This window comes from Mucilaginibacter sediminis, assembly GCF_051903035.1.
GTDB lineage: Bacteria > Bacteroidota > Bacteroidia > Sphingobacteriales > Sphingobacteriaceae > Mucilaginibacter.
This window is the reverse complement of the sequence record NZ_CP170602.1, coordinates 2,818,084-2,844,411: the sequence shown is the minus strand read 5'-3', so window position 1 is coordinate 2,844,411 and position 26,328 is coordinate 2,818,084. Positions and strand designations below refer to the sequence as shown.

The window sequence follows — 26,328 nt, the reverse complement described above, 5'->3', positions numbered from 1 at the left end:
CTTCGACTGGCTCAACATGACAACGCTCTTTAGTATGTTATTTCTCCTTCGGGATTTCGCGAAATTTTACCACTCAGGATGACATAAAAAAAAAGAGAATGTCATCGTAGCTCAAGCCGCGATAACATTCTCTTTTAATCCATCATCTGCACATCTGAAATTTGCACATCTGCACATCTAAAGGGGGCTGCGGGGCCTAAACTACCATATTCACAATCCGGCCTTTAACAACAATCACCTTTTTAGGGGCTTTGCCGTCGAGGTATTTTTGCACATCTGCGTTGGCCAATACGGTTTCTTCTATCTCTTTTATCTCCAGGCTTAACGGAATATTAAGGTTCATTTTCATTTTACCGTTGATGGATATCGGGTAAGCAAAATCATCCTCAATTAAATAAGCGCTGTTGAACTTAGGGAACGGCGCGTAAGATAATGTACCGGCCGGGTTGCCCAGCAAAGTCCATAACTCCTCACAAATGTGTGGCGCGTAGGAGGATAGGATGATCACCATATCCTGCAATATCGCACGGTTGTTACATTTCAAATCGGTTAACTCATTTACAGCAATCATGAAGCTGGATACCGAAGTATTGAACGAGAAACGCTCGATATCTTCCTCAACCTTGCGAATGATCTTATGCAGCGATTTTAGTTCCGCTTTTGAAGGCTCGGCGCCGGATACGCTAAATTCCCATGCGTCGTTATGAAACAACCTCCAGAACTTACGCAGGAATTTAAATACGCCCTCGATACCGTTGGTATTCCATGGTTTGCTTTGCTCCAGCGGGCCAAGGAACATCTCGTACATACGCAAAGTATCGGCACCGTAACGTTGAGCAATGTCATCCGGGTTAACAACATTATAGTAACGTTTCGACATTTTTTCAACCTCTACGCCACAGATATACTTGCCGTTTTCTAAAATAAATTCAGCATCTGCAAATTCCGGCCGCCATTGTTTAAACTTGCTGATGTTCATCACTTCGTTCTCTACAATATTTACGTCAACATGCAAAGGCGAAGTTTTATATTCTTTAATCAAGCCATGGGATACAAAAGTGTTGGTTCCACGGCCTTCTTCATCTATCAAACGGTAAACAAAATTGCTGCGGCCCTGTATCATCCCCTGGTTAATCAATTTTTTGAAAGGCTCTTCCTCAACCACTTTACCAATATCCTTCAGGAATTTGTTCCAGAAACGGCTATACAACAAGTGACCAGTAGCGTGTTCGCTGCCACCTATGTATAAATCAACATCTTTCCAATATTCAATGGCCTCTCTTGATGCAAATTCATTGTCATTTTTTGCATCCATATACCTGTACCAGTACCAGCTGCTGCCAGCCCAGCCAGGCATGGTCGAAAGCTCGTATTCCCCTTCAGGATGTTTCCAGTTTTCAGCCCTGCCCAATGGTGGTTCGCCTGATTCAGTAGGCAAATATTTATCAACTTCAGGCAATAACAATGGCAAGTGACTTTCTTCAATTAAATGTGGCAAACCATCTTTAAAGTAAACCGGCACAGGTTCGCCCCAATAGCGCTGGCGGCCAAATATGGCATCGCGCATCCTGAAATTGATTTTGGCCTTGCCGGCACCAAGCTCTTCCAGTTTGGCAATAACGGCAGCGGTACCCGCTTTATAATCCAACCCATTCATAAATTCCGAGTTGATATAGGTGCCTTCTTTAGTTGGGTCGGCCTCGGCATCTATTTTTTGGGTGTCAAGAATCTGCACTATCGGCAAATCAAAATGTTTGGCAAATAAATAATCGCGCTGATCACCGGATGGTACGGCCATAACCGCGCCTGTTCCGTAACCAGCCAGCACGTAATCGGCAATCCAGATAGGGATTTGCTGGCCGTTCAGCGGGTTTAAAACGTAGCTGCCGGTAAAGGCGCCCGATACCGTTTTGGCATCAGCCATCCTGTCAAGCTCTGATTTCTTTTTGGTTACCGCTATATAGGCATCGATATCGGCCTTTTGCTCTGGTGTGGTTAAACTGGCCACCAACTCATGCTCGGGCGCTATCACCACAAAAGTTACCCCGAAAATGGTATCCACACGGGTGGTGAAAACCTCTATATAGTTAGTGGTGAGTTGTGAGTGGAGAGTGGTTTTATCTATTGGGAAACGAACAGATGCACCGGTGCTTTTGCCTATCCAGTTGCGTTGCATTTCTTTCAAAGGCTCGGGCCAGTCGATGGTGTCTAAGCCTTGCAACAATCTTTCGGCATAGGCGGTGATGCGCATGCTCCATTGCATCATCTTTTTTTGTTCAACAGGGTAGCCGCCGCGCTCGCTGAAGCCGTCTTTTACCTCATCGTTGGCCAATACGGTACCAAGGGCGGGGCACCAGTTTACGGTACTTTCGCGCAGGTAGGTAAGGCGGTATTTCAATAGTTCGGCCTGCTGGTCCTGGTTGCTCATCGCTTTCCATTCGGCGGCAGTAAAACTCAATATTTCTTCATCGCATATGGCATTAATACCGGCCGATCCTTTTTGCTCAAAATGTTCAACCAGTTTGGCAATGCTTTCGGCTTTGTCGGCATCCTTATTATACCAGCTGTTAAACAGCTGCATAAAAATCCACTGGGTCCATTTATAATAATCGGGCGAACTGGTGCGCACTTCGCGGCTCCAGTCAAAAGAGAAACCAATCTGATCCAGTTGGCGGCGATAGGTAGCAATATTTTCTTCGGTAGTTACCGCCGGATGCTGTCCCGTTTGTATGGCATATTGCTCGGCCGGTAAGCCAAAGCTATCGTAACCCATGGGGTGCAACACGTTAAAACCTTTAAGGCGTTTGTAACGTGCAAAAATATCAGATGCAATATATCCCAGCGGATGGCCCACATGCAGCCCCGCACCCGACGGGTAGGGGAACATATCCAGCACATAATACTTAGGTTTGGCGCTTTTATCTTCGGCTTTAAACGTATTGTTCTGGGCCCAAAATTGCTGCCACTTTTGCTCTATATCTTTAAATTGATAGTCCATTTTGTTGGTTATACGTATGAGGTTGCGAAATTAAGAAAATCTCTATTAGTATGGTAGTTTATTGGCGATTAGTTCAGTTTTAAGTGCCGGGCTCATGGCATATGTCGCCAGGATCGGATTATGGAGTTACCAGAAATGGCAGAATCTGTAATCTGAACTTTCTTCTCTTGCACGCATTTTTAACACCCAAACGAAACCGGGAAAGCTGATCCTATGTACCCGGGCCAGGCAACCGGAAACCCGCACCCAAAAAAACTCAACTTATTTTATAATTAGCCGTAATAACGTTAAATTTGAAATGAATATTTAAAACTTAAACATGAAACACAATTACAAACTTACCCTGATTGCCGCAGCGGCTATTGTGCTAACCTATTTTGGTTGCAGCAAATTAAAAGAAGATAACACTCCTGTAAACACGGCCGATCCGACATTGGTGAGCACAGAGATTGCTTCAAACCTTAGCCAGGCTTTATATGGCGAACAAGGTGGTTTCAGCATTTCTGACGGGTTGGATTATCCATCCAATATTGTTTTTAAGTCAAAAGGTAAAGCAAGGATCGAATCTGCCAGCAATTTTGGCTGCGGTTTCAAGATTGATACTGCCTTTTCGCTAAAACTGGGCGATAGCGATACTTCGAAACTCGACCTTTGGGAAAAAATCAAATACGAAGTTTTATGCACAAACAGCAAGCCGTCGAGCATCACGGTTAACGATAGTTTAAACCTGGTATTAGTTGGCGGCGGTGCCAATATCACCGAAAAATATGGCAAAAATTTCATTTTAAAAAGCCTTAACCCTGGTGTAAGCAATTTAAAGCTTCAATTAGATGGTACTTTAAATGCTTATGTAAACGGTACTTATACCGAGGCCGGGAAAGCAAAAGCTATATCCGCATCTTTCAACTTTAAACTTACCGGCTTAATGATAGACCGCGCTGCCGACGCCGATATAACCGATGGCCACGCCACCTTTTCTACCAAAGGTACCTATGAAGGGAAAACCTGGAACTACAGCGGTACCATTTCCTTTATAGGCAACCATAAAGCCCAGTTTAGCATTAATGGAAAAAAATACACGATAAATATTAAAACAGGCCAGGTATTATAAACAACCTTCGCTTATATGAAATCCCCGTTTGCCTTTATTTGGTAAGCGGGGATTTTTGTTAACAGGCGTTTTGAACAAACTACAACTCCAAAATCGTATACTTGTTTAATATAACACTATCTGATAGTTCATGCCAGTCAAAAAGTTCCCCCTTCAGGGGGTTAGGGGGCTTCGCCTCGTTTCAAATCTCACCTTCCAGGTGCTTGTAGCCATTGCCCTGGGCGTAGTGGTAGGCCTAAACTTTAAAGGTTTCGCTCCCGCCGCCGAACTGATCAGTAAAACCTTTATCAGCCTGATCACCATGCTGATCGCGCCTATTATATTTTTTACCATTGTGCTGGGTATTGCCGGTATGAGCGATATGAAAAAGGTTGGCCGGGTAGGAGGGAAGGCTTTGCTTTATTTTGAAATAGTAACCTCTTTTGCTCTTATTATAGGTGTTACGGTTGCCAATATCATTAAACCGGGTGCCGGTTTTCAAAACCATAACATTACCGATACAACGGGTAAACTGGCCGTGTATGAAAAAGCAGCATCTGAAATGCACTGGGGCGATTTTATAGCCCATATAGTACCCGGTAACGTATTTGAAGCCTTTGCCAAAGGCGATATTTTGCAGATCTTGTTTTTTGCCATCCTGTTTGGCGTTGGTCTGAGTCGTATGGGCGAAACCGGGCAAACGGTTATCAGTTTGTTTGATAAACTATCTAAAGTGTTTTTTAATATCATGAAAATAGTGATGAAGGTTGCTCCTTTGGGCGCTTTCGGGGGGATGGCATTTACCATTAGCAAGTACGGTGTAAAAACCTTGCAGCCGCTGGCTATATTGATGGGATCGGTTTACCTAACTATGTTCCTGTTTATTTTTGTGGTGCTCAATATTATTTGCCGCATTTATAAATTCAGCCTGTGGCAATATCTTAAATATATTAAAGAAGAAATACTGATTGTGTTAGGCACCTCTTCTTCCGAATCGGCCCTGCCTGCCATGATGGAAAAGCTGGAAAAGTTTGGCTGTTCCAAATCGGTAGTGGGGTTGGTTATCCCAACGGGGTATTCCTTTAATTTAGATGGTACTACTATTTACCTGTCTATGTGTGTGATATTTTTAGCGCAGGTTTTTAATGTGCCTTTGTCGCTGGCGCAGCAGTTAACCATTATTGGTATTCTCATGATTACATCCAAAGGTGCAGCAGGCGTTACCGGCAGCGGTTTTATTGTGCTGAGCAGCACACTCGCGGCCATTAAAATTATCCCGGTGGAGGGGCTGGCTATTTTGATTGGAGTGGATAGGTTTATGTCGGAAGCACGGGCTATTACCAATGTGATTGGCAATGGGGTGGCAACTATTGTGATTGCGAAGAGCGAAGGGGAGTTTAATCCCCTAACCCCCTGAAGTGGGAACTTTTGATTAGGACCCGGATCTTACTTTTGATAAAAAAACCTGGGTTTTGACGATATAAATTAGTAGACAGGCACCACATATACCAGTTAATGTATAACTTGCAATATATGACGGATTATATCACGCTATTTAAAGACTGGGTTATTGCCTTGGGGGAGAAGCACGAGGTTGACCCTTTGCTTATCGGTATTCTTTATTTAGTTAGTAAGATCTGTTTTTTTTCGTTCCTGGGCTGGGTGATCAAAACTTTCAGAGCCAGAAAGCCTATTCTTATTCCGTTGCTGCTTGCGTCGCTTAGTTTTAGCCTGCCCTATCTTTACCTCATTATTGCAGGCCGCAATATTTCCATTTGGGTATATGTGTTTATTGGTTTAATGTTTATTTACGGAGGGTTTTCCATCTGGAAGAAAATTACCGCCAAGCCAAATCCTGCTTAAGAGCCTGCTGGCAGCTTTCAGCTGCCGGTAAAATGTATTTTTTCTTTTTTTAAAATTGAAATTTTTAATTATCATTGTGTCAATAAAACACAATTGATTCTATTCAATTGTACGCCATTTATAAACAGGCTGACTATCAAACGATAGTTGGTATTGATACACAAAGAAATAAGATCATCATGAAAAAAACTATCCTGTCATTGGTAACTATAGGCATCAGTCTGCAATCGATTGCGCAAAAGGTAACATGGGTTTCTACCACCAAAACAGATCATTGGGCTGTTAGCAATCTGAAAACTGTTGCTGGTGAAAGCAATGCTGTCGATGTCGAAATATTGCCGGCAGGTACAAAGCAAACCATTAATGGTTTTGGGGGATGTTTTAACGAACTCGGTTACACCTCGCTGCAATTGCTGAGCGTTAAAGACAGGCAGGCCATTATGAAAGAGTTATTTGCTCCCGGTGTAGGCGCCAGCTTTACTATTTGCCGGATGCCGGTTGGTGCCAATGATTTTTCGCTCAACTGGTACTCCTACGATGAAACCGAAGGCGATTTTAAACTGAAAGATTTTAGCATAGGGCATGATATGCATACCCTGGTGCCGTTTATAAAAGATGCCCAAAAATTCAATCCGGCCCTTAAGCTATGGGCATCACCATGGAGCCCGCCGCAATGGATGAAAAAGAACAAGCATTATGCTGCCGCCATGATTCCCACTAAAGAGATGATAAAAAAATACGAAGAACGTGGTATAAAACTGACCGGCATGGATTTCTCAAACGCAGAGAACGGCCTGAAACCCGACCAGGTTGGTAAAGAAGGTACCGACATGTTTATACAGGACGATCAATATTTTAAAACCTATGCCCAATACTTTGGCAAATTTGTTGATGCCTATAAACAACAGGGCGTTAAAATAGGCATGGTGATGCCACAAAACGAGTTTAATTCGGCACAGGTATTCCCAAGCTGCACCTGGACGGCGCATGGGTTGGCCAAATTTGTAAGCTACCTTGGCCCTCAAATGGAACAACGTGGCGTAAACTTATTTTTCGGAACGGTTGAACGCGCCAACGAAAAACTGACAGACACCCTGCTAACCAGCCCTGAAAGCGCCAGGTACATCAAAGGCGTTGGTTTTCAGTGGGCTGGTAAAGGCGCTATAGCAGGTATTCATCAACGGTATCCAAATCTTGCCCTGTACCAAAGCGAGCAGGAATGCGGCGATGGCCAAAACGACTGGAAATACTGCCGTTATACCTGGGATTTAATGAAACATTATTTTAACAGCGGCGCAAACGCCTACATGTATTGGAATATTGCTTTAAAAGAGGGCGGAATCAGCCACTGGGGCTGGCGGCAAAACTCGCTGGTGAGTGTAGATACCACCGGTCGCACCTATAAGTTTAACTACGAATATTACCTGCTTAAGCACCTGAGTCACTATGTTAAGCCCGGCGCAAAGCTGTTGACGGCAAGCGGCACATTTAACAATTTGCTGGCCTTTAAAAATCCCGATAACAGCGTAGTTATCGTTATACAAAACGATGGGGATGCCGACAAAATGGTGAATATCAAGCTGGGTAATAAAACAATCAGCCCGTTACTAAAGGCTGATTCGTTTAATACATTTTTATTGGCAGGCAGCAAGTGAAAATGGATATGATTGCCTTATAATAGATCTTCGCAGATGGCACAATGGCTGAAAGGTGGAAAGCCGGCTTATAATACGCCTGCATTGCTGGCACTGCTGGCTTACACTGATAAAGAGTAGGTTAAACCAGTATGCTGCAACTGGTATATAATACTTTTTTTATATTTGCACGTTAGCCTGAACCTGATTACCGGCCGGGGTTACCGCAATCAATTAACTCATGATACCCTGATTCCCCAATTATGATAGATATCAACGACTATATTAACAGTGGTAGCCTTGAACAGCATTGTTTTAATGTTTTTGATGAGGAAAAAGCTGGGGAGGTGGTGGCTTTAAGCCGAGAACATCCCATGATTAGGCAGGAGTTGGAAAAAATTGAAGATACGATTGAGAAACTTGCCGAACGAGTTGCCATTACTCCTCCCGCAAGGCTCAGGAATAGCATATTGGCAGCATTGGGTTTCCCAGGCGACATCATCGATATAGAAAATTTACCCGCGACCGACGAATACTCCAGCTATACTGCCTGGCTTAGCGCAGTTGAACACCTTTTACCTGCTGAACCTTTTGACGATTTTTTTGCTCACCTGCTGCGCCAGGATGAGCATATTGCCCAAACCCTGGTAGTAACTAAACTGAATGTGCCCGAAGAGATTCATGAAGAGGTAGCTGAGAGCTTTTTTATACTGAAAGGGCAATGCGCCTGTACCGTTGGCGATAAAGTATTTACGCTTAATCCTGGCGATCACCTGGAAATTCCGTTATATGTTAATCATGATATAGAGATACTATCTCCCTACGTTATCGCTATTTTGCAACACCGCTTTGCCTGATTTTGAATTTGATGGAAACAACTCTTTCAGAAAAAGAACTCATCGGTGCTATGGAGAATCGCGATCCTTCGAGTGTTGGCGCCTTATATGATAGCTATGCAGCAACCCTTTTTAAAATCATTTGCTGCCATATCAGCGACAGGCAAATAGCAGAGGAAATACTGGCAAATACCATATTGGAGATTTGGGCAAACATCCAATCCTATCACCAACAGGATAAACGCCTGTTGATCTGGATGGCCGGGATAGCCAGGAACCGGGCGTCGCAGGCACAAATAACCTAAAGCTTGGTTTTACCCGCGCATCTCCTATGGGCGTGATTAAGCAGCACCCGTTGCTATAAATATGACCTTATGGCACCCAGAAAAAACTTAGAAACAGGCATTGCAGTTATAACTGATCAATATCAAAACGTCACTTTTATGTTATCATTTCTAAATTATTCTGCTATTAAATTATTATGGGGTTTGACATTCGGCCAAAAACTTTAGATTTGCCGTACTAAACGAAAAAAACCAATGAGTGTTCTGGTAAATAAAGATTCAAAAGTTATTGTACAAGGTTTCACCGGTAAAGAGGGCAGCTACCATGCCGAGCAGATGATTGCTTATGGTACCCAGCTTGTTGGTGGTGTTACACCTGGCAAAGGTGGCCAAAGCCATTTGGACAGGCCTGTTTTTAATACTGTTAAAGACGCGGTTGACCAAACCGGCGCCGATGTATCTATCATTTTTGTACCCCCTGCTTTTGGCGCCGATGCCATTATGGAGGCTGCCGAGGCCGGTATTAAAGTTATTGTTTGTATTACCGAAGGTATCCCTACAAAGGATATGATTGCGGTAAAAGAATATTTAACCGATAAGGACGCGCGCCTTATTGGCCCTAACTGCCCCGGTATTATTACTGCCGACGAAAGTAAAATTGGCATTATGCCTGGCTTTATCTTCAAAAAGGGTAATGTAGGCGTAGTTTCAAAATCGGGTACCTTAACTTATGAAGCGGTTGATCAGGTGGTTAAGGCCGGTTTGGGTATCACTACTGCCATAGGTATTGGCGGCGACCCGATCATAGGCACCCCAACTAAAGAAGCTGTTGAATTGCTGATGAATGATCCGGATACACACGGCATTATCATGATTGGCGAAATTGGTGGTGGTATGGAAGCTGATGCAGCCCGTTGGATTAAAGAATTTGGTACTAAACCGGTTGTTGGCTTTATTGCTGGCCAAACAGCGCCTCCGGGCCGCCGTATGGGCCACGCAGGTGCAATTGTTGGCGGTGCCGACGACACAGCTGCAGCCAAAATGAAAATTATGACCGAGTGCGGTATCCGCGTAGTAGAATCGCCTGCCGAAATTGGCGCTGCTATGGCTGAGGAATTGGCTAAGTTAGCTTAAGTCTGAGGCGAAAGCTAAAAGGTTAAAGGCGAAAGGTTCGCAAGTAAACATATTTAAATCCTGGTCAGTTTTGGCCGGGATTTTTTATTTTATGAAGTATTCTATTCTGAAAATTCTCAAATTCTGAGAATTCTGATTCAGACAGTGCTGAAAAATCATTATTTTTAAAACATCAGCTTCAAAACATCACCATGATCGCAAAACATCTGTATAAAATATTCAGCATAATTTTATTATCCGCCTGTTGCGCAGCAGTCACCGCACAAACCTACAAACCTGCCGCCTTCACCGATCCTGACAGGCTGAAAAAGATAGAAGCCACTTACCCGGTTATAGACCAGATTTATAAAAAATATGCCGAAGATAATCATTGGCCAGGTGTTGCCTATGGTATTATTGTAGATGGTAAACTGGTGCATACCGTGGGCCTGGGCTATACTGATGTGCCCAATAAAATACCGGCTACGCCAAAATCGGCTTTCCGTATTGCATCCATGACCAAAAGCCTTACCGCCATGGCCATTTTAAAGCTTCGCGATGAGGGGAAGCTCAAGCTGGATGATCCTGCTTACCTGTATATTCCCGAAATGAAGGGTACTAAATACCTTACTAAAGATGCTACGCCCATAACCATACGCCAGCTGCTTACCCATGCTGCCGGTTACCCGGAAGATAATCCCTGGGGCGACAGGCAGCTGGCAGTAAGCGATGCCGAACTGGTAGCCATTTATAAAAAAGGTGTTTCGTTTTCTAATAACCCCGGGCAGGGTTATGAGTACAGCAACCTGGGTTTTGCCACACTGGGTTACATCATCAAAAAAGTATCAGGAAAAAACTATGAGACTTATATTACCGAAAATATCCTGAAACCACTGGGGATGACGCATACCTACTGGGAGTACACCAAAGTACCAAAAGAGCAACTGGCCCTGGGCTACCGCTGGCTGGATGATAAATGGGTTGAGCAGCCCTTGCTGCACGATGGCGCTTACGGTGCCATGGGTGGCTTGATTACCACAATTGAGGATTTTAGTATTTACATGGCCCTGCACCTGGATGCCTGGCCGCCAAGGGACGATGCCGAAACCGGCCCTGTTAAACGCAGTTCTATCCGCGAAATGCAGTATCCCTGGGATGTAAACTATTTAACAGCCAATGCCAAAACAACCACAGGCCGCCCTTGCCCCAATGTAAGCGCTTATGCTTATGGGCTGCGCTGGGCAAAGGATTGCGATAACCGGGTTTATATTGGCCATACCGGCGGTTTACCGGGCTTTGGCAGCCAATGGAACATTATGCCCGATTATGGTATCGGCGTAGTGTCGTTTGCCAATTTAACCTATGCGCGGGCCGGTTATCCCAATACGCAGGTGCTGGATACCATTATGGCCTTAACCGGTATAAAACCCCGCCAGCTGCCGGCATCATTAATATTGGAGCAACGCAAAAACGACCTGTTGAAAGTTATTGCCGACTGGAACAAAGCCAAAGAAAGCGGCATTTTTGCTGACAACTTTTTTATGGATTATTTCCCCGGTAAATTAAAAGTTGCAGCCGCTGCCGCCTTTGCCAAAGCCGGTAAAACGGTAAGTGTTGGCGATGTAGTGCCGGAAAACCAGTTGCGCGGTTATTTTATTATTAAAGGGGAGAACGCCAATATTAAAGTAAGCTTTACATTGACGCCCGAAAATCCTCCGCTGATACAAGAGTACCATTTGGATGTAGTGACGCCGTAATGTTAAGTCAACAGTTCTGAGTCATAAGTCTAAAGTTGTTTTTTTCTCTTTTGACTTAGAACTTAAGGCTTTGGACTATAAGAATATCCGTCATTATTGTTGACACGACAGTAGTTTATGTCGGGTCAGGCCACTCCGTTTACCCTAAACCAAATAACAGTTCCGGTGGTTAGGTTTATCTTTAAGTTGAAGTAACAGCTTCCTCCGTCCATTATCCTGACAATATTTTTTCGCCAATAATTTTTGTCATTGTCGGGGCGCCAGTCATCTAATTTACAAAAGCAATTTACCCAAACTTCTTTTTCGTCCTTTGCATTAATCACAGCAACAATTTGTTTGTAGTAGGTGGATGGCGATTTGATCTTCGGGTCATAAGCAATAGAGCCTGGGTACTTTTTTGTATTTGCCAGGTTTTGCTTGTAAATTTTTTCGCTATCAATATTATATTGGGTAACCGCCTCGTTAATCAAAAGATTTACTTTTTCTATTTCATCCGGCGAAAGTCCGGTGGGCTTTGAGCCTTCGTCAAAATAACTACTGACCAGGTTTTTTTCCAGGTTTAAAATAGCCAGCCTCGGGGTATCAGTCATCTGTTCATGTATGTGAACCGAGGAAGCTAAAGCCCAATCATGTTTTGGTTTACCAACTGTAAACACAAACGCCAATAATAGGAGGTATGGATTCATGGTAGCAAGATAACCGTAATTTTTGGTATTTATTGTGTACGTCAACCCAATGTAAACATCACCCCAAAACATCCAATCCCCCTTAATTGTCGTATATTTATGTAGCAAAACGGTGATTTTCTCAATCACTAATTCAATAATTCAGTCATTCAATAATTAAAATGGAATACAATAAGCTAACACCCGAAGAAGAATATATTATACTGCATAAAGGTACCGAAAGGCCATTTACCGGTTCGTTATTAAATAATCATGCGCAAGGCCTGTACGTTTGTAAACGCTGTGATACACCGCTGTACACTTCAGAGTCGAAATTTGAATCGCATTGCGGCTGGCCAAGTTTTGACGACGAGATTCCAGGTGCTGTAAAAAGGGTACCCGATGCAGATGGACGCCGGGTTGAGATTGTATGCGCCAATTGCGGCGCCCACCTGGGCCACGTTTTCGAAGGAGAATACCTCACCCCCAAAAACACCCGTCATTGCGTAAACTCGGTATCAATGAAATTTGTTCCGGCAGGTTGAGGGCAATAACTTTCTTAAAACTTTTAGGAATACTCCGTTTGGTTTTATCCCGCGGGGCATTTTGTTTATCCACATTTGGTTTTTTGGGCCGCTTTTTCAGCCCGATTTAGAGATTGATACCAGCCTTTAGTGAAGGCGTTATCTATTTTTCAATAACTGTCTGTGTTAAGTAAAGTAATTTGTAATGTTAAATTATTGGTTCGGCCCTGTTTTTACACTATGCAATTGCCAGGGTAATTTTAATTAGCTGTAATCAAGTCTATTAATTTTCTTTCAACAAAGCCCCGTTTAAAATAAATCGACAAAGTGTTAATAACTCGGGCCTTTGTTAAAAACTATCATTAACACGATACCAACTCAAACATTAACTTTGTTCTACAAGGTAATAAAAAGGTATTCAACAGACAGTCGGATGTATTCATCATCCAGTAATGCAAACACTTAACTGTCAGGAATTTACATATTAAAAACTGTGATTGGTAAGCCATGTTGCAGCAAAATGAAAGCTTTATTTTTTAATAAGGCCGGTGTTGGTGTCTGATGTCACTAAGTAAACAATAAAACGAAAAAAAACAGGTGCCCCTATGATACAGGAAGACGAAATATTACTGAAAGAGAACAAGGACAGGTTTGTGATACTGCCTATTAAGTATCCGGCTATTTGGGAAATGTATAAAAAGGCTGAAGCCAGTTTCTGGACAGCCGAGGAGATCGATCTTTCGGACGATATGAAGCATTGGGAAAACCTGAATTCGGGCGAGAAGCATTTTATTTCGCACATACTGGCTTTCTTTGCCGCCAGCGATGGTATTGTGAACGAAAACCTGGCCGTGAATTTCATGAGCGAGGTGCAGTTGCCCGAGGCCCGTTGTTTTTACGGCTTCCAGATCATGATGGAAAACATCCACTCAGAAACTTATGCGCTGTTAATTGATACCTATATCAAAGACCCGGCCGAAAAAGACCGCCTGTTTCATGCTATTGATACCATTCCATGTGTTACCAAAAAAGCCGAATGGGCGCTACGTTGGATAAACAACGGCAACTTTGCTGAGCGTTTGGTAGCATTTGCAGCTGTTGAAGGCATTTTCTTCTCGGGAAGCTTTTGCTCAATCTTCTGGCTTAAAAAACGCGGCCTGATGCCGGGACTGACCTTCAGTAACGAGCTAATCTCACGTGACGAAGGTTCGCACTGCGAGTTTGCATGTTTATTATACAAAATGCTTAACAAGCGTCTAAGCGCCGAAGCTGTTACCAAGATCATTACCGATGCGGTTGAAATAGAAAAGGAATTTGTTACCGACGCGCTGCCTGTTAACCTGATTGGCATGAACGCCAAAATGATGGGCCAGTACATTGAGTTTGTTGCCGACAGATGGCTTGGCGAACTTGGTTACGAAAAACATTACGGCGCCAGCAATCCCTTCGACTTCATGGAAATGATATCGCTGCAGGGCAAAACCAACTTCTTCGAAAAACGTGTTGGCGATTACCAGAAAAGCGGCGTATTAAACAATGCCGAAAGCAAAGCGTTTTCGCTTGATGAAGACTTCTAAGAATAGTATCAAGTAGTTAGTATCAAGTATCAAGATACTAAGTCAGATACAAACAGAGGTTCGGTGGCCAACAAAGTTTGCGACGCCCGGTTAATAAAGAATAAGAGTTAATAATATATATACGTAAACGAGTTGGTTCAGGTCTTGCTACTTGCTACTAACTACTAAATACTGAAAAAAAAATGCTGGTAGTAAAAAGAGACGGTAGAAAAGAGTCGGTAAAATTCGACAAGATCACGGCACGTATTGAAAAACTGTGCTACGGGTTCAACCTGGTTGACCCAATTGATGTGGCAAAAAAGGTAATTGAAGGTTTGTTTGATGGGGTAACCACATCAGAACTTGATAACCTTGCTGCCGAGACTGCCGCATCACTGACGACGAAGCATCCTGATTATGCTTTGCTGGCATCGCGTATTGCAGTATCAAACCTGCACAAGAACACCATCAAGTCGTTCTCTGAAACTATGCGTATCCTGTACAACTACGTGGATAGCAAAACCGGCAAAAACGCATCGTTAATTGCTGATGATGTTTGGGAAGTGATTGAGAAAAATGCCGAATTATTAGACAGCACCATCATTTACGACCGCGACTTTGGTTTTGATTATTTCGGTTTTAAAACCCTCGAAAAATCATACCTGTTAAAGGTTGATGGTAAAATTGTTGAACGTCCGCAGCACCTGTTTATGCGTGTATCTGTTGGTATCCATAAAGAGGATGTAGAGAGCGCCATCAAAACTTATCACCTGATGAGCGAGCGTTGGTTTACACACGCTACACCTACTTTATTTAATGCCGGTACTCCAAAACCACAAATGTCGTCATGCTTCCTGTTAACCATGAAAGATGATAGCATTGATGGTATTTACGATACTTTAAAACAAACAGCAAAAATATCCCAAAGCGCAGGTGGTATAGGCCTAAGCATCCACAATGTGCGTGCTACAGGTTCATACATCAGCGGTACAAACGGTACCAGCAACGGTATTATTCCAATGCTGCGCGTATTTAACGATACCGCCCGTTATGTTGACCAGGGTGGCGGCAAACGTAAAGGCGCTTTCGCTATTTACTTAGAGCCATGGCATGCAGACATCTTCGAATTTTTAGATCTGCGTAAAAACCACGGTAAAGAAGAAATGCGTGCCCGCGATTTGTTTTACGCTCTTTGGGTATCTGACTTATTTATGCAGCGCGTTGAGGCCAACGAAGAGTGGAGCTTGTTTTGCCCGCATGAAGCACCAGGCCTGGCCGATTGCTTTGGCGATGAGTTTGTTGCCCTTTACACCAAATACGAAAAAGAAGGCCGTGCACGCCGTACCATCAAAGCACAGGAATTGTGGTTTGCCGTATTGGATGCCCAGGTTGAAACCGGTACACCATACCTGTTATATAAAGATGCTGCCAACAGCAAATCGAACCAGCAAAATTTAGGTACTATCAAAAGTTCAAACCTTTGTACCGAAATTATGGAGTATACCGATGCCAACGAAATTGCGGTTTGTAACCTGGCTTCATTAGCATTGCCACGCTACATTAACAATGGCACGTTTGATCATAACAAACTATATGATGTTACTTACCAGGCTACTTTAAATCTGAACAAGATCATCGATTATAACTACTACCCGGTTAAAGAAGCCGAATACTCAAACCTGCGTCACCGCCCTATCGGTTTAGGTGTACAAGGTTTGGCCGATACTTTCATCCAGCTGCGTATGCCGTTTGAAAGTGATGAAGCCAAACAGCTGAACAAAGAGATTTTTGAAACCATTTACTTTGCGGCCATGACGGCTTCAAAAGATTTGGCTATCAAAGATGGTCCTTACGAAACCTTCCAGGGTTCTCCATTATCAAAAGGTAAATTCCAGTTTGATTTATGGAATGTAGCCCCTGCCAGCACCCGTTGGGATTGGGAAAACCTGCGCCTTGATGTAATGAACCATGGTGTGCGCAACTCACTGTTAGTAGCGCCAATGCCAACAGCATCAACTTCACAAATATTAGGTAACAACGAGTGCTTTGAGCCATATACCTCAAACATTTATACCCGCCGCGTACTAAGTGGTGAGTTTATTGTGGTAAACAAATACCTGCTGCGCGATTTGGTTAACCTTGGTTTGTGGACACCGGCTATGAAAGATAAGATCATCACTGCAAACGGATCTGTTCAGGATATTGCCGAGATACCATCAGCTATTAAAGAACTGTACAAAACAGTTTGGGAAATTAAGATGCGTAACATCATTGATATGGCTGCCGATAGGGGTGCTTATGTTTGCCAATCGCAATCATTAAACCTGTTCATCAATGCGCCAAACGCTTCAAAACTAACGTCAATGCACTTCTACGCATGGAAAAAAGGCTTAAAAACAGGTATGTATTACCTGCGTACACAAGCCGCTTCGCAAGCTGTTAAGTTTACGGTTGAAAACCAGGGCGGATCAAACATGGAGCCGGTTATACCTGACCATGTAGACCAAATGGCCGACAACGTACCAGAAGGCCCAAGCTGCTCGATGGAAGAAGGCTGCGTTACTTGTTCGGCGTAAGTATTAGTCGGAAAGTCCGAAAGTCGGGAAGTCCGAAAGATAAAAGAAGACCGGAAGCGTATTAGCTTACCGGTCTTTTACATTATTAGTAGTCGGAAAGTCCGAAAGTCGAAAAAGTCCGAAAGATACAAAGACCGATAAGCTTCGTAGCTCATTGGTCTTTTATATTTAGCCTACGGTTAGCTTCTGAACTTTCCGACTTCTTCTCTTTTACATTATAATGATCTGAAAAGCTTTTATTTGCTATCAAACTTGTCGACCTTTGACAAAACAACTTTCGGACTTCCGGACTTTCCCGACTTCCGGACTAAAAAATGCACCCCAAACACGAAATCATCCGTTGCGAACGCTGTGAGGCGCCTTTTGAATGTAAAGCCAATTCATTCACCAAGTGCCAATGCAGTAGTGTGCAGCTTACTTTGAACGAGGTGCAGTATGTGAGTGAGCTGTATGAGGGCTGTTTATGTGCCAACTGCCTGTTACTTGTTCAACAGGAGTATAGGGTAGGGATGGGTATCGAATAATAGCCCCATTAAAAATCATCAGGCCACTCAATAATTTAAAAACAATATCTTAGCGCCAACAGCATCAATAATCCAGCTGTTAAGCATGGCCGCTATCAGTACAAAACAAAAACCACACATTCAACAGGTTGATTATATCCGGGCGATAGCTTCGCTGGTTGTAACGCTGTACCATTTGGGGGGTAAAACCTTGCCTGTTTTAAATTATGGCTGGCTGGGCGTTTATATGTTTTTCCTTTTATCGGGCTTTATTATTTGCTGGGCTATTCCTGAAAATTATAGCTGGAAACTGAGTGGCCGCTTTATCATCAAGCGGGTTATCCGTATCGAGCCGCCGTACATCATCTCGATAGTGATGGCCATTATTATGAACTTTTTTTGGGTAGCCCATTACCGCCCCGATTGGGTTAATGCCGTTTGTCACCTGGCCTATCTTAATAGCTTTTTGGGGCAGCCATACTTAAGCCCCGTTTATTGGACGTTGGGCATCGAATTTCAGTTTTACCTGTTTGTAGCGCTGTGTTTTCCATGGTTTACAGGTAAACGGGGGGCTTGGCTGTTATTGCTGTTAAGTATTTTACCGGTATTTTTAAAGGTGCCGGGCAACACTTTAATCAATAGCTTCCCGGTGTTTGCGCTGGGTATTTTGTATTATTTATATAAGGTAAAAGGAAAAACTTTAAATGATGTGCTTGTTTTTTGTATTTTAATTACCGCTTGCAGCGTGTATTCGGTTGGTTTGGCGCAAACCTGCGCGGCATTACTTGCCCTGGGTATATTGTTGTTGCCTTTAAAAAGTTACCCGGTTATCAGCTTTCTTTCTAAAATTTCATTTTCGCTATACCTCACCCATGATATCATTGGCAGTAACCTGGTTGTTTACCTGGGGATGCTGTTGCCAAAATCACTGTTTTTTAAAGGAGTAGAGTTTTTAACCGGCCTTGGCGTGAGCATTTTGTTTGCCTGGGGATTTTATTTACTGGTTGAGAAGCCTTGTTTGAAATTATCAAAGCAGGTGAATTATAACATATAGTTTATTATCGTTTGCTGTTATCTCATCTTAGTGTAACATGTACATGACAATTAGCATTTTATCAAAAAAATAAAGGATTGGGGTGTAACATTTGAAGTATTTTCGCCTCCAATTACCAAAATCTTTATAAATGAAACGTTTTTACTTTTTTATACTTCTATTCTGTTTTGCCGTTTCGGCTAAAGCTCAATTTGGGGTAGGTGGCGGCGGCCCCACAGTTGTTGGCCGCATATCTGGTACTGTTATTGATTCTGTTACCAAACAACCTATGGATTATACATCTGTAGGTCTGTATCGCAGTGGCGGTAAATCGCCCATAAATGGTGTTTTAACCGACTCGAAAGGTAATTTTAAGATAGACAATGTAAAGCCTGGGAGCTACAAACTCCTTATTTCTTTTCTTGGTTATCCATCAAAAACGATAGATCCTGTGGTAACTACGGCTTCAAAACCCGATGCAAAACTGAATACGGTTTATTTGTCGCCGGGATCAAAAACACTGGCAACCGTTAATGTCGTTGGTCAGGCACCGCTGGTAGAAAACAAGATAGACAAAATTGTTTATAACGCCGAAAAAGACCTTACATCTGCAGGCGGTAACGCTACAGATGTGTTGCAAAAAGTACCTTTGGTAAACGTGGATATTAACGGTAACGTATCAATCCGCGGCGATCAGAATGTTAAAGTTTTGATTAACGGTAAACCATCCGGCGCCACATCGGCCAGCTTATCGGATGTTTTAAAAACCATCCCTGCCGATCAGATCAAGAGCATCGAGGTAGTAACATCTCCATCTGCAAAATATGATGCGGAAGGCTCTGGTGGTATCATCAACATCATTACCAAGCAAAAAAATGTATCAGGCATCAGCGGCTCGGTAAGCGGTGGTGTGGGTACACGCCAAAACAACGGTAACATTAACCTTAACTATAATAAAAACAGGTTTAGTTTGGGTATCAATGCCGGCGGTAACTTAACCTGGCCGCAAACATCAACAACCACGTTCGATCAGCAGTTTAAAGGTGCTGATGGAAGTATAACCCGCCATAACTTTAACAACTCGACAAGCCGTATTAAAAGGCATGGCGTCATAAGCTCAGTAACTATGGGGTACGAGGTTAATGCGTTCAACAGCTTTAACAGTACCTTCAGACTTAATGATGGTGGTTTTAATATTGCCGGAAACGGTATTAATAATATACAAGCCGGGAGTATTTTAACCCAATACACAAGTACAACCCAATCGCACAATCATTTTGGTGGTTTTGACTGGAACCTTGATTATACGCACAAGTTTAAAAAAGAAGGGGAGGAGTTTACGCTTTCGGGCCAATGGAGCCATAGCATTATCAAAACAGACTACAACAGCTTGTTTACAGCAGTTAACCCAAGCCAAAAGGGAAATAACGATGGTAAAAACAACGAATATACTTTCCAGGCCGATTATACTTTGCCTGTAAGCAAAGTAGTAAAAATTGAGGCCGGCGGTAAAACCATACAACGCCGCATAAACAGTAACTACGATATATTTGATACAGATAACAGCGGCAACAATGCCATTCGCGATTCATTGAACTCGAACCTGTATGATTATAACCAGAACGTATACGCCGGTTATACTGTTTTAACCTTCACTTTACCAAAAAGCTATTCGTTACTGGTAGGTGGCCGTGTTGAAAACACCAGGATAAAAGGCGACCCGCAGAATCCTTACCAGGATCCGGATAAGGTGGGCGATCTGTACCAGAACTTAAGCCCATTTAGCACCAGCTATACAACTTATGTTCCGAGCCTGACCATACAGAAACAACTGGGCAGCCAAACGCTTAAATTATCATACAGCAAGCGTATACAAAGGCCAAGCCTGCAGTTTTTAAATCCGTTTATTAACCGCAGTTCCATACAAAGCCAAACGGTTGGTAACGTAAACCTGGCGCCCGAAGTATCGCAAACCATAGAACTGAACATTAACAAATTCGTTAAATCATCGGTGATCAACTTCTCGGTTTATTATAAAAATACCAACAACATGATTGAGGGTATCGCTGATACACTGACCGAAACCATACGTGGCCAGGTGGTACATGCAACCCGCACCGCCTACCAAAACATTGGTAAAAACAATTCCTTTGGCGCAAGTTTCTTTGGGTCGATAAACCCGATAAAACCTTTAACCATAAGGGCGAGCATTAATGGTTATACCTATAACCCAACCATATTTGATGCTTATAAAGATAAAGCTTCGGCAACGGGCGTTTATTTCCAATACTCGGCTTTCGGAAGTGCATCATACCAGTTTCCGCATAACTTTTTGGCCGAATTGTTTGGCTTTACCAATTCCGCCCGCCGCACCATACAAGGTACCAGCCCGGCATTCGGTATTTATGCCTTTGGTTTAAAGAAACAGTTTATGGATAAAAAACTGGCTATCGGCTTTAACACCGTTCAGCCATTTGCCCGCGACAAACACTTTGACCAAAACATAAGCAGCGACGCATTTTCGTTAAAAAGCTCAACCGCGTTCCCTTTCCGCTCGTTCGGTATAACGTTTAGCTACAGCTTTGGTAAACTAAGCTTCAGCAACCCGCAACAACAGAAAAAAGGCGTAAACAACGATGACCTTAAACAAGGCGATCAGGGTGGTGGCCAGGGTGGCACACCATCAGGAGGAAGATAAGACTTTAGAGTCAAGAGTCAAGAATCAAGACTTTTTGAAAATAGCAGGGCCGGGAGAGTTAATCTTCCGGCCCTTTTTTACTTATAGTTACATTGATGCCATGTCGCTACTCCTTATAGTGAGGTGTTCGCAAAATGCTGATTGTCAGCGATATTTTTTTAATAATCTATGTCATTGCGAGGAACGAAGCAATCGCGGACTATACAGGGCGGATCTGCACGGTTCGCGATTGCCACGCTGCGCTTATAATGACATGATTATAATACGTTGATTATCAAATGTATTTTTTATTCCCCTCTCGAGAGGGGGCGCGGTAGGAGGTGCGTTGGCAGGGGTGTGTTTTTCCGCGTTTCATTGCGCGTGCATAACACACCCCTCCGCCCCTCTCAAGAGGGGAATCGCACTTTTCCACCGCTTTTTAAAAGGAAGCGCAAGTCTGATGGTACCCAGAATACCCCATTTGCAACCATGTCATTACTGTTTTTTCCAGCCGAAGCTGATGGATACTCGCTATGACATGGTTGTTGTGAGGCTCTAAAGCAAACGCGTCATCCCTATTTTTTTAGGATCATTCTGAAGTATATTCGCAATGTCGTTCCCGAGGCGTCTTGACTCTTGATTCTATTCCGCCTCTACATTGATCCCTATCTGCTTCAATAGCAGCGACGCGTTGAACGTTTTGCACTCGCCATGTTTTATCTTATAGTCAAACAGCATTTCGCCGTCTTTTACCTGGATATCGAAGTAGAAGTTGCGTACATAATCGGGATATTTATCTTCAAGCCGGGCTATCTGCAAATCGTGGGTGGCCACCATACCCACGGCATTTTTGCGGATCAGCTGTTCAATTACCGCTTTGGAGCCAAGGTATTTATCAACCGAGTTGGTGCCGCGCAGCATTTCATCTATCAGGAAAAATATCTTGGGCTCGTTTTCTACCGCGGCCAGCAACATTTGCAGGCGGTCGAGCTCGGCCTTGAAGGTTGATGTGCTTTCGTTAAGTGAATCTTTAATGCGCATGTAGCTAATGATGGTGATAACCGATACCCGCATGCTTTTAGCGCACACAGGAGCGCCGCAAAGCGCCAGTACGGTATTTATACCTATGGTGCGCAAAAAAGTGCTCTTGCCCGCCATATTTGAGCCTGTGATGATATCTATCTTATGGGTATCTTCCAGTTCATAATTATTTTCGATACGCTTGGTGGCATCGATAAGCGGGTGGGCAAGTGAGTGGGCGATGAGTGTATAGCCTGGTTTATCTTCAATTTGCGGGTAAGCCCAATCCGGGTAATTAATGGCGAGGCTTGCCAGGCTGATAAGGGCCTCAAATTCGGCAATAACATCAAAAGCGGCTTCCAGGCTTTCGTTATTCTGGCGTTTCCAGTTTTCAATGGCTATTACCTGCCGGATATCCCACAAAAAGAACAGGTTAAGCACAAAGCCAACAATCATATTAAGGTGATAATTGAGCTTGTTGATCAGGTTGGCCAGTTCTTTTATTTTGTTGGAGGTTTGGCTGGTTTTTAATAATGCAGCAAGCGATGCATTATAGCTGGCTTGCCAGGGTTCGTCTTCCGCCTGTTTAAATACATCGGCGTATTTGGCCAGCGTATCGCCAATTTTACCGGCAATCATATCGGCTTTGCTAATGTACATGGCTTTTGAAAACACGATGCCCATGTTGGCAATACCTATTATAATTGCCGCCAGCTTAGCCTGCGGGATAAACCAGGCCAGTGTCAAAACACCAGTAAACAAATACGGCGCTATTTTGGTGTACATGGCAAGCCATTTTTCGCCGGGCATATCAAGCGGAAGGTGCAGGTATTTGAAAAGGTTTTTAAGCTGATTGACATCCTGCTGAATGGCATATACCAATAAGGTTTGCACCGAAAGTTTCCAGTCGTTTTTGGTAGCTATTTCTTTAACCGCCTCCTGTCGGTGTAGAATGGTGGCTTTGGTTGCCGGTTTATCAAACCATCCGGCAAGTTTATTATTGCCGGTTGATGTGGCTGTGCGGTTAACCAGCTGGTACAGGGAGGCGTTGCCGAAAATATCCAGGTCGGAGGTGTAAAAGTGTTTTTCGTTGCAAAACCGGATGCCATCGTTATACATATTGGCATGGGTTTGGATGCTGGCAATTTCGTTCAGATTTACTTTTTGCAGGTCATCGTAGTACTGTTTAAGTTTTTCGAACCGGCTTTGGCGGGATACCAGCCACGCAAACGCGAAAATAAGTACTACAAAGGCCAGGGCTACAATGGTAAAATTATCCTGCTGCACACCAATGCTGATGGCTACTACCATAAGGGCGAAGATGCTGAGCCTCAATAATGAATACGTATTGGCAAGTCTTTTATATTTGGCGGCTTCCTGCTGTGCGGCATCGGCGCGTTGTTGATAATTGGTAATAATATCCTGTTGCATACCCGGTAAAAAAGTTGTGGCTAAATAAACACATATATTTTAAATAAACGTTTATTTGTTTGAGATATGAAGATTACGTTTTTAACCGTTGGCAAAACCGAAGATGCCTATTTAAAAGAAGGCATAGATAAATATGTAAAACGCCTGAAGCATTACACCAAACTGGAACTGGTAGAGATTAACGAACTGAAAAATACCAAAGCCCTCACGGCAGATCAGCAAAAAGCAAAAGAGGCAGAGTTGATCCTGAAAAAAATAAGTCCGCTTGATCATGTGATTTTGATGGATGAGAAGGGAAACGAATATACATCTACCCAGTTTGCCGCCTACATCAACAAAAAAGAGATCAGCCTATCGGCCAACCTCATATTCGTTATTGGCGGCCCCTATGGGTTCGATCAATCGGTGTACCAACGTGCTAACGATAAAATTTCATTGTCGCGAATGACTTTCTCGCACCAGATGGTCCGCCTGTTTTTTGTTGAGCAGCTTTACCGGGCGTACACGATTTTGAAGGGGGAGCCTTATCATCATGAATAGAGAATTTGAAAATTGTCTGAATCAGAATTTACAGAATTAGAAAATTAACAGAATACGAGTATGCCCTGTGCATTTTGAAAATTCTCAAATTCGGGAAATTCTGATTCAGATAATGAATTTATGATTAAGCCGGCCATTTTCAAATCTTCAAATTAGCACATCCTCAAATTAATCCCCTACCTTTACATTATGGGTCACGATCATTCACATTCTCACTCGCACGGCGGGCATCATCACCATGATCATGCGCCCAAGCTGGACCATTTGAATACAGCCTTTATTGTAGGCATCATCTTAAATTCGGCTTTTGTAATTATTGAAACCATAGCCGGTTTTATGACACATTCGCTGTCGTTGTTAACCGATGCCGGGCATAACCTGAGCGACGTGGCTTCATTGGCTTTGGCCCTGCTGGCATTTAAGCTTACTAAAGTAAGCGCCAACAGCAAGTATACCTACGGATATAAAAGATCGACCATCATCGTATCCTTTTTTAATGCCATGATCCTGTTTGTAGCTGTTGGCTTTATTGTTTACGAAGCCATTATGCGTTTCCTGAATCCCGAAACGGTATCAGGTGGTACCATGGCCTGGGTAGCTTTTATTGGTATTGGTATCAATGCCCTTACTGCCTGGCTGTTTGTGAAAGATAAAGATACCGACCTGAATGTTAAAGGTGCTTACCTGCACATGGCGGTTGATGCCATTGTATCACTTGGCGTTGTTATATCGGGCGTTATCATCTATTTTACCAGGCTGTATTGGATTGATAGTATTGTAAGTATAGTTATTGCCATTGTGATATTACGCGGAACCTGGGGGTTGTTAAAAGATAGCCTGCGCCTGGAAATGGACGGCGTACCTGCCGAAATGGACCTGGAAAAAATAAAAGCCGAACTGATGAAAGGCAAAGGCGTAGTAGATGTGCACCACATGCACGTATGGGCGCTCAGTACTACAGAAAATGCGCTAACCGCCCACCTGGTCATCAAACCAGAGAATATGGCCGATTTTGACAGTATTAAACATGACCTCCGTCACCGGTTGGAACACATGGAAATAAACCACAGCACCTTTGAGCCCGAGTTTGCCGATGAAAAGTGCGGGCAACCGGAATGTGCGTAGGGTAGATGCCATGATAAAATACCCTGTTAACTATAAAGATATTCAACCGGATATTGATTTTTATTCCGAGTTATCAGGGGTTTATAGAAAAGCTGAGAAGTACCTGCTTGATTTTAAATGGTGTGCTGCGATAAATGATAGCTTTCTTTATTACAACCTTGGGGAAGTGTTTTGCATTTTCCTTTTCGAAATAGACAATACACAAAGCCAGGAGGATAATTTCCTTTGGGTGATTGTCGGTGATATCCCTTCAATGTATTTAGATGTTTACGGGCCGGATTCTACTGTTGAAGTATTAGAAGATTATATCCACTTGGCTGAAGACTGGATTGCACATGTAAAATCAAAACAATCTGTAGATGAATGTTATCCTTTTAATGCCGAACCGACGATAGAACTGGCAGAACTTTTAGAAAAGAAAGTAAGTTTTATGAAAAACACTCTACTAAACGAAATGGAGGATATTTCGCTTAAACGATTTAAATAATTCTTCCTAATTTACCGCTCAATAATAACCCTGCTATGAGCACTACCAACAGACGAAAATTTATAACCACTACAGCCGCCCTGGCAGCAGGGACAGTTGTAGCATCAGCAATGCCAATGATAGATCAAAAAGAAGAGTGGCCGGTAATACACCATGTGTTTTTCTGGCTTAAAAACCCTGGTTCGATTGAAGACAGGGATAAGCTGGTTGCAGGCGTTAAAACCCTGTCGAAAATAGAAACCGTTAAAAAACTGCGTGTAGGCGTTGTGGCCAGCACCGAAAAGCGCGACGTGGTTGATAACAGCTGGGCTGTATCTGAACTGATGTTTTTTAGCGACCTTGCCGGGCAGGCAACTTATCAAACCCACCCCATACACCTGGAGTTCATTAAAAATTGCAGCCACCTTTGGGAAAAGGTGATTGTTTATGACGCGGTGGAAGCGTAAGGAATGAAATTCTAAATAGATCAACCGTCATTGCTAGGAACGAAGCAATCCTTGACAGGCTAAGTCCTACATTATTTAGGATTACTTCGTTTCTCGCAATGGCGGTAGTTTGCTACATCGATTTAATTAAATTTCTTTCCACACCACAACGATTTTTTGGAGGTTACCTA

21 protein-coding genes are annotated in these 26,328 nt (G+C 43.2%); 18 read left to right on the top strand and 3 right to left on the bottom strand.

Translation table 11 applies throughout. The features are described 5' to 3' along the window. Window positions 1-196: 196 nt before the first annotated feature. On the bottom strand, window positions 197-2,998 hold the full coding sequence (gene leuS / locus ACFGVS_RS11165) for a leucine--tRNA ligase (protein ID WP_439698673.1): 2,802 nt from the start codon (window positions 2,996-2,998) through the stop codon (window positions 197-199). 319 nt (window positions 2,999-3,317) lie between these two features. Between leuS and ACFGVS_RS11160 the strand changes: the two genes are divergently transcribed. From ACFGVS_RS11160 to ACFGVS_RS11125, 8 genes are all read left to right on the top strand, one after another. Continuing rightward, on the top strand, window positions 3,318-4,109 hold the full coding sequence (locus ACFGVS_RS11160; protein ID WP_439698672.1) for a hypothetical protein: 792 nt from the start codon (window positions 3,318-3,320) through the stop codon (window positions 4,107-4,109). Between the two features lie 130 nt (window positions 4,110-4,239). Next, on the top strand, window positions 4,240-5,505 hold the full coding sequence (gene dctA / locus ACFGVS_RS11155; protein WP_439698671.1) for a C4-dicarboxylate transporter DctA: 1,266 nt from the start codon (window positions 4,240-4,242) through the stop codon (window positions 5,503-5,505). A 116-nt stretch (window positions 5,506-5,621) separates the two neighbouring features. Further along, complete coding sequence (locus tag ACFGVS_RS11150; RefSeq protein ID WP_439698670.1) at window positions 5,622-5,951, top strand: hypothetical protein; 330 nt, start codon at window positions 5,622-5,624, stop codon at window positions 5,949-5,951. A 179-nt stretch (window positions 5,952-6,130) separates the two neighbouring features. Next, window positions 6,131-7,606, top strand: coding sequence for a glycoside hydrolase family 30 protein (locus ACFGVS_RS11145; RefSeq protein ID WP_439698669.1), 1,476 nt, complete (start codon window positions 6,131-6,133; stop codon window positions 7,604-7,606). A 242-nt stretch (window positions 7,607-7,848) separates the two neighbouring features. Continuing rightward, a complete protein-coding gene (locus ACFGVS_RS11140) occupies window positions 7,849-8,442 on the top strand; it encodes a cupin domain-containing protein (RefSeq protein ID WP_439698668.1) in 594 nt (197 codons plus the stop codon). Window positions 8,443-8,453: 11 nt separating this feature from the next. Beyond that, the gene (locus ACFGVS_RS11135) at window positions 8,454-8,726 is read left to right on the top strand and encodes an RNA polymerase sigma factor (protein ID WP_274212388.1); all 273 of its coding nucleotides are present in this window, start codon (window positions 8,454-8,456) and stop codon (window positions 8,724-8,726) included. Between the two features lie 234 nt (window positions 8,727-8,960). Next, complete coding sequence (sucD, locus tag ACFGVS_RS11130) at window positions 8,961-9,839, top strand: succinate--CoA ligase subunit alpha (RefSeq protein WP_274212389.1); 879 nt, start codon at window positions 8,961-8,963, stop codon at window positions 9,837-9,839. A gap of 191 nt (window positions 9,840-10,030) precedes the next feature. Beyond that, window positions 10,031-11,575, top strand: a complete 1,545-nt coding sequence (locus ACFGVS_RS11125; RefSeq protein ID WP_439698667.1) for a serine hydrolase domain-containing protein — start codon at window positions 10,031-10,033, stop codon at window positions 11,573-11,575. Between the two features lie 125 nt (window positions 11,576-11,700). Here ACFGVS_RS11125 and ACFGVS_RS11120 read toward each other — a convergent pair whose 3' ends face one another. After that, a complete protein-coding gene (locus ACFGVS_RS11120) occupies window positions 11,701-12,261 on the bottom strand; it encodes a hypothetical protein (RefSeq protein WP_439698666.1) in 561 nt (186 codons plus the stop codon). Between the two features lie 161 nt (window positions 12,262-12,422). Here ACFGVS_RS11120 and ACFGVS_RS11115 point away from each other — a divergent pair, with 161 nt between their 5' ends. The 6 genes from ACFGVS_RS11115 to ACFGVS_RS11090 all read left to right on the top strand — a co-directional run bounded on the left by ACFGVS_RS11115 (window position 12,423) and on the right by ACFGVS_RS11090 (window position 21,130). Next, window positions 12,423-12,785 carry a methionine-R-sulfoxide reductase gene (locus ACFGVS_RS11115; protein WP_274212392.1) on the top strand — a complete coding sequence of 121 codons (363 nt, stop codon included), beginning with the start codon at window positions 12,423-12,425 and terminating at the stop codon, window positions 12,783-12,785. Window positions 12,786-13,369: 584 nt separating this feature from the next. Next, window positions 13,370-14,341: a ribonucleoside-diphosphate reductase small subunit gene (locus tag ACFGVS_RS11110; RefSeq protein ID WP_274212393.1), complete on the top strand. Its 972-nt coding sequence runs from the start codon at window positions 13,370-13,372 to the stop codon at window positions 14,339-14,341. 182 nt (window positions 14,342-14,523) lie between these two features. After that, a complete protein-coding gene (locus tag ACFGVS_RS11105) occupies window positions 14,524-16,896 on the top strand; it encodes a ribonucleoside-diphosphate reductase subunit alpha (protein WP_090645134.1) in 2,373 nt (790 codons plus the stop codon). A 314-nt stretch (window positions 16,897-17,210) separates the two neighbouring features. After that, window positions 17,211-17,420 carry a cysteine-rich CWC family protein gene (locus ACFGVS_RS11100; RefSeq protein WP_439698665.1) on the top strand — a complete coding sequence of 70 codons (210 nt, stop codon included), beginning with the start codon at window positions 17,211-17,213 and terminating at the stop codon, window positions 17,418-17,420. Window positions 17,421-17,505: 85 nt separating this feature from the next. Continuing rightward, window positions 17,506-18,453 carry an acyltransferase family protein gene (locus tag ACFGVS_RS11095; RefSeq protein WP_439698664.1) on the top strand — a complete coding sequence of 316 codons (948 nt, stop codon included), beginning with the start codon at window positions 17,506-17,508 and terminating at the stop codon, window positions 18,451-18,453. A gap of 130 nt (window positions 18,454-18,583) precedes the next feature. Further along, window positions 18,584-21,130, top strand: coding sequence for a TonB-dependent receptor domain-containing protein (locus ACFGVS_RS11090; RefSeq protein ID WP_439698663.1), 2,547 nt, complete (start codon window positions 18,584-18,586; stop codon window positions 21,128-21,130). A gap of 621 nt (window positions 21,131-21,751) precedes the next feature. Here ACFGVS_RS11090 and ACFGVS_RS11085 read toward each other — a convergent pair. After that, window positions 21,752-23,560, bottom strand: coding sequence for a MutS-related protein (locus ACFGVS_RS11085; protein ID WP_439698662.1), 1,809 nt, complete (start codon window positions 23,558-23,560; stop codon window positions 21,752-21,754). A gap of 66 nt (window positions 23,561-23,626) precedes the next feature. On the opposite strand from ACFGVS_RS11085, the gene rlmH reads away from it, so the two are divergent. The 4 genes from rlmH to ACFGVS_RS11065 all read left to right on the top strand — a co-directional run bounded on the left by rlmH (window position 23,627) and on the right by ACFGVS_RS11065 (window position 26,158). After that, window positions 23,627-24,100, top strand: coding sequence for a 23S rRNA (pseudouridine(1915)-N(3))-methyltransferase RlmH (rlmH, locus tag ACFGVS_RS11080; RefSeq protein WP_090645149.1), 474 nt, complete (start codon window positions 23,627-23,629; stop codon window positions 24,098-24,100). Window positions 24,101-24,289: 189 nt separating this feature from the next. After that, complete coding sequence (locus tag ACFGVS_RS11075) at window positions 24,290-25,225, top strand: cation diffusion facilitator family transporter (RefSeq protein WP_274212399.1); 936 nt, start codon at window positions 24,290-24,292, stop codon at window positions 25,223-25,225. Then, window positions 25,194-25,712 carry a hypothetical protein gene (locus ACFGVS_RS11070; protein ID WP_439698661.1) on the top strand — a complete coding sequence of 173 codons (519 nt, stop codon included), beginning with the start codon at window positions 25,194-25,196 and terminating at the stop codon, window positions 25,710-25,712. The genes ACFGVS_RS11075 and ACFGVS_RS11070 overlap by 32 nt, the downstream gene beginning before the upstream one ends. A gap of 35 nt (window positions 25,713-25,747) precedes the next feature. Then, on the top strand, window positions 25,748-26,158 hold the full coding sequence (locus tag ACFGVS_RS11065) for a Dabb family protein (RefSeq protein WP_439698660.1): 411 nt from the start codon (window positions 25,748-25,750) through the stop codon (window positions 26,156-26,158). Window positions 26,159-26,328 lie beyond the last annotated feature (170 nt).

Excerpts from the sequence above, each read along its gene's own strand:
- leuS (WP_439698673.1), bottom strand. The coding sequence starts at position 2,998 with ATGGACTATCAATTTAAAGATATAGAGCAAAAGTGGCAGCAATTTTGG.
- ACFGVS_RS11160 (WP_439698672.1), top strand. The coding sequence starts at position 3,318 with ATGAAACACAATTACAAACTTACCCTGATTGCCGCAGCGGCTATTGTG.
- dctA (WP_439698671.1), top strand. The coding sequence starts at position 4,240 with ATGCCAGTCAAAAAGTTCCCCCTTCAGGGGGTTAGGGGGCTTCGCCTC.
- ACFGVS_RS11150 (WP_439698670.1), top strand. The coding sequence starts at position 5,622 with ATGACGGATTATATCACGCTATTTAAAGACTGGGTTATTGCCTTGGGG.
- ACFGVS_RS11145 (WP_439698669.1), top strand. The coding sequence starts at position 6,131 with ATGAAAAAAACTATCCTGTCATTGGTAACTATAGGCATCAGTCTGCAA.
- ACFGVS_RS11140 (WP_439698668.1), top strand. The coding sequence starts at position 7,849 with ATGATAGATATCAACGACTATATTAACAGTGGTAGCCTTGAACAGCAT.
- ACFGVS_RS11135 (WP_274212388.1), top strand. The coding sequence starts at position 8,454 with ATGGAAACAACTCTTTCAGAAAAAGAACTCATCGGTGCTATGGAGAAT.
- sucD (WP_274212389.1), top strand. The coding sequence starts at position 8,961 with ATGAGTGTTCTGGTAAATAAAGATTCAAAAGTTATTGTACAAGGTTTC.
- ACFGVS_RS11125 (WP_439698667.1), top strand. The coding sequence starts at position 10,031 with ATGATCGCAAAACATCTGTATAAAATATTCAGCATAATTTTATTATCC.
- ACFGVS_RS11120 (WP_439698666.1), bottom strand. The coding sequence starts at position 12,261 with ATGAATCCATACCTCCTATTATTGGCGTTTGTGTTTACAGTTGGTAAA.
- ACFGVS_RS11115 (WP_274212392.1), top strand. The coding sequence starts at position 12,423 with ATGGAATACAATAAGCTAACACCCGAAGAAGAATATATTATACTGCAT.
- ACFGVS_RS11110 (WP_274212393.1), top strand. The coding sequence starts at position 13,370 with ATGATACAGGAAGACGAAATATTACTGAAAGAGAACAAGGACAGGTTT.
- ACFGVS_RS11105 (WP_090645134.1), top strand. The coding sequence starts at position 14,524 with ATGCTGGTAGTAAAAAGAGACGGTAGAAAAGAGTCGGTAAAATTCGAC.
- ACFGVS_RS11100 (WP_439698665.1), top strand. The coding sequence starts at position 17,211 with ATGCACCCCAAACACGAAATCATCCGTTGCGAACGCTGTGAGGCGCCT.
- ACFGVS_RS11095 (WP_439698664.1), top strand. The coding sequence starts at position 17,506 with ATGGCCGCTATCAGTACAAAACAAAAACCACACATTCAACAGGTTGAT.
- ACFGVS_RS11090 (WP_439698663.1), top strand. The coding sequence starts at position 18,584 with ATGAAACGTTTTTACTTTTTTATACTTCTATTCTGTTTTGCCGTTTCG.
- ACFGVS_RS11085 (WP_439698662.1), bottom strand. The coding sequence starts at position 23,560 with ATGCAACAGGATATTATTACCAATTATCAACAACGCGCCGATGCCGCA.
- rlmH (WP_090645149.1), top strand. The coding sequence starts at position 23,627 with ATGAAGATTACGTTTTTAACCGTTGGCAAAACCGAAGATGCCTATTTA.
- ACFGVS_RS11075 (WP_274212399.1), top strand. The coding sequence starts at position 24,290 with ATGGGTCACGATCATTCACATTCTCACTCGCACGGCGGGCATCATCAC.
- ACFGVS_RS11070 (WP_439698661.1), top strand. The coding sequence starts at position 25,194 with ATGAAAAGTGCGGGCAACCGGAATGTGCGTAGGGTAGATGCCATGATA.
- ACFGVS_RS11065 (WP_439698660.1), top strand. The coding sequence starts at position 25,748 with ATGAGCACTACCAACAGACGAAAATTTATAACCACTACAGCCGCCCTG.